This window comes from Nitrospira sp., assembly GCA_015709715.1.
Lineage (GTDB): Bacteria > Nitrospirota > Nitrospiria > Nitrospirales > Nitrospiraceae > Nitrospira_A.
Map to the genome: position 1 here is coordinate 3,415,735 of CP054184.1, position 11,537 is coordinate 3,427,271.

The following is an 11,537-nucleotide window of genomic DNA, read 5'->3' on the forward strand; positions in this document are numbered from 1 at the left end:
GAGGCTTGCACCTTCCTCACGGTTCGGATCTGTTCCATCATCGGTCAGCTGGATTCTCAGTTTCACCATTCTGCCAACAGGAGGAGAACACTGTGAGTGACTCAGCGATCATCACATTCGCGTTGGTAGCCGCCGCCGCCGGGATTGCCTATGGACTGTATCTGGCCACGTGGGTCTTTAAGCTGGATGCCGGAAATGCGGCTATGCAGGCCATCGCGAAAGCGATTCAAGAGGGAGCCGGTGCATACATGAATCGGCAGTACAGGACCGTCGGTGTCGTGGCGGCGGTGTTGTTCGTGGTGCTCTGGGGCGCCGGGGCCCTGTCCGACAAATTCGGTCTCTTGACTGCAGTCGGTTTTCTGGTCGGAGCCGGTGCCTCCGCGATCGCCGGGTATGTCGGGATGATTATCGCTGTGCGCGCAAATGTGCGGACTGCCCAGGCCGCGCATGAAGGCATGAACGCGGCCCTAACGGTGGCCTTCCGGGGCGGAGCCGTGACGGGCCTGCTGCTTATCGGGCTCGGGCTCCTTGCCATCACCGCGTTCTATACGTTGGCGGCGCAGATTGCGGGGCAGGAAAAGGCCATACATGCCTTGCTGAGTCTGGGATTCGGCGGCAGTTTGATCTCCGTCTTCGCCAGGGTCGGCGGCGGCATTTATACCAAGGCTGCGGACGTCGGGGCCGACCTGGTCGGAAAAGTGGAGGCCGGGATTCCGGAAGATGATCCTCGCAACCCGGCCGTCATCGCGGATAACGTGGGGGACAATGTCGGTGATTGTGCGGGCATGGCGGCGGACCTCTTCGAAACCTACGCGGTTACCACCGTTGCCGCCATGGTGCTGGCCTTTACCCTCTTCAAGGGAGTCAGTGCGCCGATTCTCTATCCGCTCGCCTTAGGAGCTGTGACCATCTTTGCGACGATTGTTGGCATCACGTTCGTCAAGGTGAGTCCCGGTGGGGATATTATGCCGGCGCTGTACAAGGGCTTGTTCGTTGCCGGTGGAATCGCGGCCGTGGCGTTCTTCCCAATCACAACCACCATCATGGATGGTGTGGGCGGCGTCAGCGGGGTGAGTTATTACATCGCGGCCTTGTTGGGCCTCGCCGTCACCCTGGCCTTGGTGTTCATTACCGATTACTACACGTCGAAGAGTTATGCGCCGGTGCAGGAAATCGCCAAGGCAAGCGAAACCGGCCACGCGACCAACATCATCGCCGGATTGGCGGTGGGGATGCAATCGACCGCGGCACCGGTGGTTGTGATCGCCGCGGCCATCCTGGTGAGTTTCTGGGTCTGTGGCGGGGCGGCATCCGGCGGCCTGTACGGCGTGGCGGTGGCGGCAGTGTCTATGCTGTCGATGGCCGGGATCGTGGTGGCGATCGATGCCTTCGGTCCCATCACCGACAATGCCGGGGGCATTGCGGAGATGTCGCATTTGGGGAAGGCGGTCCGGGATATCACCGATCCGCTCGATGCCGTCGGCAACACGACCAAGGCCGTCACCAAGGGGTATGCGATCGGGTCGGCGGGGTTGGCGGCGGTAGTGCTGTTCGCGGAGTATGCGCGGGAAGTGGCGGCTCACAATCCGGCGTCGGCTGCGTTCGATCTGTCGGATCCCAAGGTGTTGGTGGGTCTCTTCCTGGGCGGCATGTTGCCGTTTCTATTCGGCGCACTCTGCATGAAGGCGGTCGGGCAGGCCGGCGGGTTAGTCGTGGAAGAAGTGCGACGGCAGTTTCGAACGATCAAGGGCATCATGGAAGGGACGGGAAAACCCGAGTATGGCACCTGCGTCGATATCGTGACGCAGGCGGCGATTCAGAAGATGATGGTTCCAGGGTTGATTCCGGTCGCTTCGCCCATCATTGTAGGAGTCGTGCTCGGGCCCCAAGCTTTGGGCGGCATGTTGGTGGGCAGCATCGTGACCGGCCTGTTCGTGGCGATCTCGATGACGAGCGGTGGTGGAGCATGGGACAATGCCAAGAAATACATCGAGGAACAGGGCAAGAAGGGCAGCGACACCCACAAGGCGGCGGTCACGGGAGATACGGTCGGCGATCCGTACAAAGACACGGCGGGTCCAGCCGTGAATCCTATGATCAAGGTGATCAACATCGTCGCGTTGTTGATTGTTTCCTTAATCGCCCGTTGAAGTGTGCGTCGGTCTGTTCTTTGCGCAGGGGGCCTTCGGCTTGACGGCTTCGACGACCCTGGAGTAAGGTGGCTAGAGGTTATGGGTTGGAACAATTCCTGAGAGGCTGGAGGTGCTCCGATGGAGAAACAAGAGAGGAGACCGGAAACCAGGAAAGAGTCCCATTCCAAGGATGAGGTTAAACCGAATCCGAAGGTCGTCGAATCCGGCAAGAAGTTGAAAGAAGATATCGATAAACTTGTCGATGAAATCGATGATGTACTCGAGAAAAATGCTGAAGAGTTCGTGAAGAACTACGTACAAAAGGGAGGGGAATAACGCCCCTCCCCTGTCGCCTGTGCCTCTGTGTCGTTCATGCCGGACGGTCCTCTTCTCCGCTCAGAGCCGGTCTGCCTCTTCGTCCAGGCTGACGTGAGACGCAGTCCTCCCCTGTTTGACAAAGCTGGGACGAGCCGATAACATTCCCCTTACTTCTCAGCCACTTCCGCCTATTTCGATACGAGACGCATGGCGAAGCAGGAAAAACTGTGGGTCTTCCAGCAGCCCGATCCGGCCTTGCAGGATAGGTTGTCGAGAGGCCTATCGATCTCGCCGGTGACCGCGTCCGTGTTGTTGGCACGCGGAATTAAGTCGACTGCAGAGGCTAATCAGTGGCTCTCGATCGATCACGGCGGGCTGCACGACCCATTCCTTCTTCCCGACATGGAGCATGCCGTGGAGCGGCTGCACCTGGCCCTCTCTCGGCAGGAGCGCGTCTGTTTTTACGGTGACTACGACGTCGATGGCGTCTCGGCCACGAGTCTGTATCTCTCGTTCTATAAGGGTTTAGGGGGTACTGCTTGTGCCTACATTCCCCATCGTCTACGCGAAGGGTACGGCCTGAATGAGGGGGCCGTCAGGCGCTTGGCTCAGGAGGGGGTGACACTCTTGGTGACGTCGGATTGCGGCACCACCTCCCACCGTGAAATTGATGTGGCTCGGCAACTCGGGATGGATGTCGTAGTGACCGATCACCACCAGACCGATGACAGGATGCCGGCCGCCCTGGCTGTTCTCAACCCCCATCGACAGGACGCTTCCTATCCCTTCAAGGGGCTGTGCTCGGCCGGGTTGGCGTATAAAGTCGTGTTGGCATATGAGCGACGCTACGGATCGGGGGATGTCGATGCCGCTTCCTGTCTCGACCTTGTGGCGCTGGCGACGGTGGCCGATATCGTCCCGCTGCAGGATGAGAATCGTGTGCTGGTGCGGGAAGGATTGACGCAGATTTCACGCGGTGCCCGGTGCGGTCTCCGTGCGCTGAAGCAGGTGGCGGGAATTGCGAAAGATTGCACGAGCGATACCATCGCCTTTCGCCTCGGGCCTCGCTTGAATGCCGCCGGCAGGTTGGACCACGCGATGGCTTGTGTACGCCTCCTGACGACGGAATCGGACTTGGAGGCGAGGTCCATCGCCGAACAGTTAGAGCAGTTCAACCGGCGTCGTCAGGAGATCGAGGAGGCGATCAGTAGTGAAGCTGCAGCACGATTGGCGCAGGCCGAGCCGGATGCGGCGATTGTCGTGGGCTCGCGAGACTGGCACTTAGGTGTGGTCGGAATCGTCGCCGCCAGGTTGGTCGAGCGCTTTCATCGGCCGACTGTGGTGATAGCGGTGGATGCAGAAGGGCTTGGGAAAGGATCGGCACGGACGGTCGACGGCTTCGACCTATATCAAGGCCTCACCAACTGTCGAGATTTTCTAGAGGCTTACGGCGGGCATCCGAGTGCGGCGGGGCTCACGATTCGGGAATCTCAGTTGGAGGCATTTCGTCGACGATTCTGTGAGGTGGCCGAAACCTGGGCGAATGGAACTCGCGTTCAACCGACTCTGCATGTGGATGCGGAAGTCAACCTGGCGGATGTGAATTTCACGTTGATCCAGGAATTAGAGTCGTTGCACCCCTTTGGGGCGGGAAATCCAGAACCGACCCTTGCCGTGCGCGGGCTGGATGTGGTGGAGGCGAGGGTCGTCGGTGAAAAGCACCTCAAGCTCCGCGTTCGACAGGGGCGATCCTTCATTTTCGACAGCATCGGGTTTCGTATGGGGTCCTTCGAAGGGCTTGGACTCAGGGCCGGCCGACCGATCGACTTGGCGTTTAGCCCGGAGCGCAACCATTGGAATGGATATGATCGGGTTCAGTTGCGGATCAAGGCTCTGCGGATGAGCGGAGAGGTGGCATAACATGCCGCACGAAACGGTTACAGAGCTTGGTCAACTCATCGAGCGGGTGAAGAGCTACAACATCGAAGCGGATCTCGATCTCGTTCGGCGCGCGTATGATTTCTCTGCCAAGGCCCATGAAGGGCAGACGCGCCGATCCGGCGAGCCCTACCTGCGTCACCCGCTTGCCGTGGCCGGGTTGCTGACCCATCTCAAGACCGACGTGACCGCCATCGTGGCGGGATTACTGCACGATACCCTCGAAGATACCTTGGCGACCCCCCATGAATTGGAGCAACGGTTCGGGAAGGACGTCGTGCACCTGGTCGACGGGGTGACGAAGATCGGCAAGATCACCTTCCGCAATTATGAGGAAAAACAGGCCGAGAATTTCCGCAAGATGGTGTTGTCGATGGCGGACGACATCCGTGTCGTGCTCATCAAACTCGCCGATCGGCTGCACAATATGCGCACGCTGGAGTACCTCAGCGAACGTAAACGGCAAGAGATTGCACAAGAGACGCTGGAGATCTATGCGCCGTTAGCGAATCGTCTTGGCATCGGCTGGATCAAGAACGAACTCGAAGATCTCTGTCTCAAGCATCTCAAGCCGGATGTATACGAATCCTTGCGGGTCTGTGTGGCGAAGCGGGATGAGGACCGACAACAATACATTCTTGAAGTCATTGATCTCGTCAAGAACGCCATTGCGGAGGCGGGATTGCAGGGAGAGGTCTCAGGACGACCGAAGCATCTCTATGGTATCTACCAAAAGATGGAGAAACAGTCGATTTCCTTTGAAGAGGTCTACGACCTGGCGGCCCTGCGCATTATCACCGATACCAAAATGAACTGCTATGCCCTGCTGGGGGTGATCCATTCCTTGTGGCGGCCGCTGCCCGGCCGCTTCAAGGATTACATCGCCATTCCGAAATCCAACATGTACCAGTCGCTGCATACGACGGTGGTCGGCCCCAAGGGTGAGCACGTGGAATTTCAGATTCGCACGGAAGAGATGCACCGCGTGTCGGAGCAGGGGATTGCCGCGCATTGGAAATACAAGGAGCAGGGCCGCATCGATGAGAAAGACGGCAAGGTTTTCAGTTGGCTCCGACAATTCGTCGAATGGCATCAAGACTTGCCCGACAACCGGCAGTTCATGGATTCCGTCAAACTGGATCTGTTCCACGATGTGGTGTATGTCTTCACCCCGCAGGGGATGGTCAAGGAACTCCCCAAGGGCTCCACACCCGTCGACTTTGCCTATTCGATTCATACGGAAATTGGGGATCACTGTGTCGGCGCCAAGGTCAACGGCAAGATTGTGCCGCTCAAGCACACGTTGGAGAGCGGCGACATGGTGGAGATTCTGACTGCTGCCAACCAGACGCCGCATCGCGATTGGTTGAAGTTCGTGCGCACCTCCCGGGCCAAAACGAAAATCAAACACTGGATCAAGGCGGAGGAACAATCTCGGAGCATCGAGATTGGCAAGCGCCTGTTGGAGGCCGAATTCCGACGGCACGGGTTGGCGCCGGCCCAGACGCTGCGCTCGGAACAGCTGTTGGCTGTGGCGAAACAGGTCGGCTACGAAACGGCAGATGAGTTGGCTGCGGCCGTGGGTTTCGGCCACATCTCAACGTCTCAGATCCTCAGCAAGCTCGCACCTCCTCCTATCGACGAGGGCCAGGTCGCGATTCCCGAGGTGCCTGCTGCTCCCAAAGTCTCCACTGGACGCGTGGACGAAAAGGCTGTGCTCGTCAAAGGGGCTCGGGACCTGCTGATGCAATTGTCTCGTTGCTGCAACCCGGTGCCGGGTGACCGTATTCTGGGCTATATCACGCGGGGGCGCGGCTTGACGATCCACACTGTGGACTGTCCCAATCTCGAAGCCCTGGATTACGACAAGAATCGGTTGGTCGAAGTGGAGTGGGATCAATCTACGCCCAGCACCCATGCCGTGAAGATCTCGGTGATCGCCGTCGATAAAACCGGGGTGCTGGCCCATGTCTCTACGGCGATTTCGGAGTGTCAGGCCAACATCAGCCGCGCGGAAATTACGACGCGCGAGGATCGCAAGGCCATGTTGGATTTCGTCGTGGAGGTAGCGGATACCACCCACCTGGCCCGGGTCTTAAAAACGATCGAGCGGGTGGACGGCGTGATCACGGCTCGGCGGGTGAGGTCGTGGCAGGAGCGATCCTGATTAAAAGGTTGAATGCATTCGGCATGCAACCGCGGCAGGTGACAACGACATGAGTGTCTGGATGGCGGTCGCAGGGCTTGTCGCGGTGGCCATCATCTTGGCCGGCCTGTCGGCGCTGATACTTCGCCGCGGTCGCCCCCTTCCTTCCCTTCCCTTTTATGCCGGCGGCATCGCGGCGCTGCTCCTGCTCATGGTCGCAACGGTGACGCAGAGCGAAGCGGTTGAATCATTCCCTCCTCTCTTCCGATCCGCCCTGGAGGTGCTTGCCTGGTTGGGAGCCTCTTTCTTCATTTTTACGGTTCTCGATGCCGTCATCATCGGCGAGTGGCTCATTGAGCGGGGGAAGCGGTACATCCCGGATGTTGTTCGACATTTGTTGATCGGCGCCGAAGTAGTCGCCGCAGGGGTGTTGATCCTCTGGTTAGTCATGGGGGTCAATCTAGTGGCCTTGGTGGCCCTCCCCACTGTGGCGGCGGCTATGGTTGGAGTGGCGCTCAAGGATACGTTGACGCGATTTTTCTCCGGTATCGAATTGGGGAAGATCGTGAAGGTGGGGGATTGGATCGCGGTCGCCGATCGAGAAGGAATCGTCACGCATATCGGCATGGAGCACGTGACGTTGCTCACCCGTACGCAGGACGTTGTCTGCTTACCCAACGATTTGGTGATTCAGAACGGTGTCACTAATTTCTCCAGGCCTTCTCAGTTGCATCTCCGCTCTGTCTATGTCGAGGCCGCGTATCGAGCAACTCCTGAACTGGTCTGTGCCGTACTGGAAGAGGCAGCTTCGTCTGTGCCGGGAGTGGCGACCGAGCCCAGGCCCATTGCCATGGTCACGGCCTTTAACGAATCAGGGATTCAGTATCGCATCAAGTTTCCCATCCTTGATTACGGCCAATACCCGGTCATCGAGAGTCGGGTGCGGACGTACATCTGGCATGTGTTTTCGCGAAGAGGAATCGAGATTCCGTTCCCACAGCGCGTCGTGCATCAGATGGTTGCGCCGGAATCGGAGCCCCCCGAGGAGTCTCTCGAGCGTATCGTGCAACAACTGACCGGAGTCGACTTCCTTGCCATGCTGGACCCGAAGCAGTTATCCCTCCTGGCCCAGGGATCTCGGAAGGAAACGTACCTTCCCGGAGAGCGAGTCGTCCGCCAGGGTGAGGCGGGCGATGTGCTTTATGTCGTGGTGGCAGGACAAGCGGATGTACGTGTAGAGACGGAACGGTTGAGCAAAACGGTTGCGACCATCGGTGCTGGACAGTTTTTCGGCGAAATGTCTTTGCTCACCGGGGAACCGAGGTCCGCGACGGTGGCGGCGACCACTGGACTCGAGGTAATTGCGGTGGGAAAGGCGGCGTTGATGCGAGTGGTTGAAGCAGACCACCGTTTGCTCGACCGCATCGGAGAAATCGTCGCTCGCCGCCAAGCCGTGACGATGTCCGCGAAGGCTCAGCTTTCGCAGGAGGCGGCCTCATTGTCGGCCGCTACGCACACACGTTCGTTGATTGAACGGATTCAAACGTTCTTCTGGGGAAAGAAGCGGGCGCCGCTACCGTAGGGCCCGTCTTGTTACGGCTGCTTGAAGCTGAGTCGCATGCCGCGCTCAAGCTGAAGGGCCTTCGCACGTCCCCCGCCGAGTTCCAGGACATATAACGCCCCCTCGTCGGAATGGTATTGCGGGCAGCCGTCGTCCTGCCGCGTGCAGATGGGGACGTTCCGCTCGATGTGAATGATGGTTTTCTTGGCATCCATCCAGATGATATCGAGGGGAATTTTGGTGTTCTTCATCCAGAATGTCCAAGGTTGGGCGTCCCCAAAGATAAAGAGCATGCCTCGGTCATCTGCAAGCTGCTCACGGAACATGAGCCCCTGGGCTCGTTTCAGCGCCGTATCGGCGAGTTCGGCCTGAATGACTGCGCCGTTCGGGGTCTTGACCGCAATAAGGGTTTCAGGAGAATGGTCGGCACCGATGAGGGGAGCGCTCATGGCCAATAAACCGACGAAGCCAGTGACCAGTGCGCGGATGGTCAGGGAGGACCAGGATGGTTGGAACATGGGGCGCATCCTATCGGGCTGGACATGCACCGTCAAGCGGCGTGGAGACAAGCATTGGCCATGCAGATGTTCTTGAAATTTCTGCGGCCCCTATGCCATCCTCACGAGGCATCGGTACTGGAGGGAGGAAACTCATGAAAGAAAAGCGTCGAGTCCTGTATATGAAGGGCGTCTTTGTCTGCCCCAAATGCCGTCAATCCTATGTGCAGGAAAAATGGATCGAGGAGTTCCGGATTCGTTGTCATAAGTGCGACTATCGAGGAACCCTAACCCAAGTGTCGGTCGAAGAGCACTTGGATGAGGAAACGATTCGTCGGTAACAGTTTTCTAGATCGCCGGGGTTCCGACGGTTCCCTCCGCGGTGCCTACATACGTTGATCCATACGGTCTTGCCTGGGGTGCGATCCTCCCCTCCCATATCTCCCTTCTCCTGTTGTCACGGAGGCTATGATGATCAGGTTATGGCTGATGCTTGTATTGTTGGTGGGAGGCCTCTTACTTCCTGCTACTTCGGGGCAGGCGAGAGACGACCAACAGGTGATTCAGGTTTTGGTGGCCTATCACTCACTCACTGGGCATACCGAGCGTATGGCGAAAGCGGTGGCTGAAGGAGTGGTCATGGTGCCCAATACTCGGGCGACCGTGAAACATGTGCGACAGGTGACCGCGGAAGAATTGTTTTCCGCGGACGCGATTGTGTTGGGATCGCCGGTTTACTGGTCAAATATGGCCGGTGAGGTCAAGGCCTTTATCGATGACTGGCAATTTAAGTTTGGTGTGTTTCCAGAGTTCAAACTCAAGAACAAAGTGGGCGCTGCTTTTGTCACTGGTGGCCAAATCTCGAGCGGAAAAGAGTTGACCCTGCTGTCGATGCTGGCAGCGATGCTGGGGAATTATATGATCGTGGTGAGCGGGGGAGGGGCTTTCGGTGCATCTGCCACGACCGAAGGGGAAAGCCCTGGTCTTGATGAAAATGAACTCGCCGGAGGGCGCAGTTTGGGGCAGCGAGTCGCCGAAGTGACACTGGCCGTCGCCCATGGATTCGGGCAAGGTCAGACGCGATCCGTTGTTCGCTAACGGAGGGGAGGCTGTGGTCCGAGGTGATGTGGTCGATGAGAAAGGAGTGAGCTAAGAGGAAATCGGATCTGGACAGACACTATCGAGTTGGCTCTTAGCCAAAGTCACCAGTTCATGAATATTTCGCGCACAACGTCCGCAGCACCCATTCTCGCGTAGGCCGAACTCCGCAATTAACTGCCGCCTCGTCAGGAACCCCTGACGCCCAGCCGCTCGCACATCCGATTCCGTCAAGCCTTTACACAAGCAGACATACATGTTTGGTATCTCCTGCTGACTTAGCTGGACTAGCCGGGACCAACCGATTTTTGTCGATACTGATAAGCGTTCTCAACTCGAATCTAGAATACCTTGCTCCTTCGATTCTGTCAAGGCTTCGCAGGGGACGTATTTGCAGGGGACTGTTTCAAGATAGTGGAGAAAAGACAGAGGCAGGAGGTTCTTTCGAGCCTCCTGCCTCTTTGTGCTGTCATCCTACTGAGGAGAGAGGGGATTCCTCTCTCCTCAGCGTGCGTCTTACAGCCAGTTGACGCGCTCGGCCGGCCGAATGTAGATCGGCTCTTCGACCTGGATGCGGGCCACTTCCTTGCCCGACTTGTTGAAGCCCAGCACGGTATCGTTGTACATATCGAACCGCTTCCCGTGGATCTGGGTTTCGAACACCTTCGGGCCCGGAATGACATCGTACCGGAACACGATCTGCTGGCTGGCGCGCCACAGCTGGAGCACCGCCAACAGTTCCCGGCTCGGCACCAGGTACTTCTCGATCGCGTTGTCCACCCCCGGCCCGAACATCTGCCGGTTGTAGCCCCGCGGCGCATGCCGCGGCGGAATGTAGTACCCGTTGGGCTCCGTGCCCCACTGCGGGTACAAGGGCAACGCCACCTGCTCCACGCGGATCGCGTAGTACAGCGGGTGCCATCGGTCTTCCGCCCACAGCCCGTCTTCGCCGATCCGCACCAGGCTCTGCATGCGGATCTTCCCCACGCAGGCCGCCATACAGCGCGTTTCCATCGGCTCCCCGCCCGTCAAGGGATCTTTCCCCTCGATCCGCGGATAACAGGCAATACACTTCTCCGACACCCGGGTCGTGCCCCGGTACATCGGCTTCTTAAACGGGCACTGCTCCACGCACTTCTTGTACCCGCGGCACCGGTTCTGGTCGATCAACACGATGCCGTCTTCCGGCCGCTTGTAGATCGCCTTCCGCGGACAGGCCGCCAAGCACCCCGGATACGTGCAGTGGTTGCAGATCCGTTGCAAGTAGAAGAAGTACGTCTCATGCTCCGGCAAGGAACTGCCCGTCATCCGCCACGGTTCGTCGCGGCTGAAGCCGGACTTGTCGACGTTCTCGACCAACGCCCGCATCGAGGTCGCCGTGTCCTCGTAGATGTTCACGAACCGCCATTCCTGGTCCGTCGGGATGTAGCCGATCGCCGCCTGGCCCACCTTGGCCCCCGCGTCGAAAATCGTCATCCCTTCGAACACCCCGTACGGCGCATGGTGCTTGCGGCCCACCCGCACGTTCCACACCTGCCCCCCCGGGTTCACCTGCTCGATCAGCTGCGTGATCTTCACGTCGTAGAACTGCGGATAGCCGCCGTACGGCTTCGTCTCCACGTTGTTCCACCACATGTACTCCTGCCCCTTCGAGAAGAGCCAGGTCGACTTGTCCGCCATCGAACAGGTCTGACACGCCAAACACCGATTGATGTTGAACACAAAGGCAAACTGCCACTTCGGATGCCGCTCCTCATACGGATACAGCATCTTCCGTCCCAGCTGCCAGTTATAGACTTCCGGCATTGTGAATCCTCCTTCTGTACATGATCAAATGGTTAAGTCGT

The 11,537-nt window shown here is 58.5% G+C and carries 10 protein-coding genes; 7 read left to right on the plus strand and 3 right to left on the minus strand.

Annotated features, from left to right (window positions below; all coding sequences use genetic code 11):
* Positions 1-92 precede the first annotated feature (92 nt).
* The 5 genes from HRU82_16370 (at position 93) to HRU82_16390 (ending at position 8,116) form a co-directional block, all read left to right on the plus strand.
* Positions 93-2,150 (plus strand): sodium-translocating pyrophosphatase, encoded by a 2,058-nt coding sequence (locus HRU82_16370; GenBank protein QOJ36421.1) that lies wholly within the window; start codon positions 93-95, stop codon positions 2,148-2,150.
* 120 nt (positions 2,151-2,270) lie between these two features.
* The gene (locus tag HRU82_16375; GenBank protein QOJ36422.1) at positions 2,271-2,468 is read left to right on the plus strand and encodes a ubiquitin-like protein Pup; all 198 of its coding nucleotides are present in this window, start codon (positions 2,271-2,273) and stop codon (positions 2,466-2,468) included.
* Between the two features lie 189 nt (positions 2,469-2,657).
* Positions 2,658-4,370 (plus strand): single-stranded-DNA-specific exonuclease RecJ, encoded by a 1,713-nt coding sequence (recJ, locus tag HRU82_16380; GenBank protein QOJ36423.1) that lies wholly within the window; start codon positions 2,658-2,660, stop codon positions 4,368-4,370.
* 1 nt (position 4,371) lies between these two features.
* Positions 4,372-6,555 carry a bifunctional (p)ppGpp synthetase/guanosine-3',5'-bis(diphosphate) 3'-pyrophosphohydrolase gene (locus tag HRU82_16385; protein ID QOJ36424.1) on the plus strand — a complete coding sequence of 728 codons (2,184 nt, stop codon included), beginning with the start codon at positions 4,372-4,374 and terminating at the stop codon, positions 6,553-6,555.
* A gap of 49 nt (positions 6,556-6,604) precedes the next feature.
* On the plus strand, positions 6,605-8,116 hold the full coding sequence (locus HRU82_16390; protein ID QOJ36425.1) for a mechanosensitive ion channel: 1,512 nt from the start codon (positions 6,605-6,607) through the stop codon (positions 8,114-8,116).
* Between the two features lie 11 nt (positions 8,117-8,127).
* Here the strand turns inward: HRU82_16390 and HRU82_16395 are convergent, their stop codons facing one another.
* Positions 8,128-8,613, minus strand: a complete 486-nt coding sequence (locus HRU82_16395; GenBank protein ID QOJ36426.1) for a DUF192 domain-containing protein — start codon at positions 8,611-8,613, stop codon at positions 8,128-8,130.
* Positions 8,614-8,747: 134 nt separating this feature from the next.
* Here HRU82_16395 and HRU82_16400 point away from each other — a divergent pair, with 134 nt between their 5' ends.
* Positions 8,748-8,933 (plus strand): hypothetical protein, encoded by a 186-nt coding sequence (locus tag HRU82_16400; GenBank protein QOJ36427.1) that lies wholly within the window; start codon positions 8,748-8,750, stop codon positions 8,931-8,933.
* A 127-nt stretch (positions 8,934-9,060) separates the two neighbouring features.
* On the plus strand, positions 9,061-9,690 hold the full coding sequence (locus HRU82_16405) for an NAD(P)H-dependent oxidoreductase (protein ID QOJ36428.1): 630 nt from the start codon (positions 9,061-9,063) through the stop codon (positions 9,688-9,690).
* Positions 9,691-9,741: 51 nt separating this feature from the next.
* On the opposite strand, the gene HRU82_16410 is transcribed toward HRU82_16405, so the two are convergent.
* Both HRU82_16410 and HRU82_16415 read right to left on the minus strand, forming a co-directional pair.
* Complete coding sequence (locus HRU82_16410; protein QOJ36429.1) at positions 9,742-9,948, minus strand: (2Fe-2S)-binding protein; 207 nt, start codon at positions 9,946-9,948, stop codon at positions 9,742-9,744.
* Positions 9,949-10,206: 258 nt separating this feature from the next.
* Positions 10,207-11,496 carry a nitrate oxidoreductase subunit beta gene (locus HRU82_16415; protein QOJ36430.1) on the minus strand — a complete coding sequence of 430 codons (1,290 nt, stop codon included), beginning with the start codon at positions 11,494-11,496 and terminating at the stop codon, positions 10,207-10,209.
* Positions 11,497-11,537: the final 41 nt, after the last annotated feature.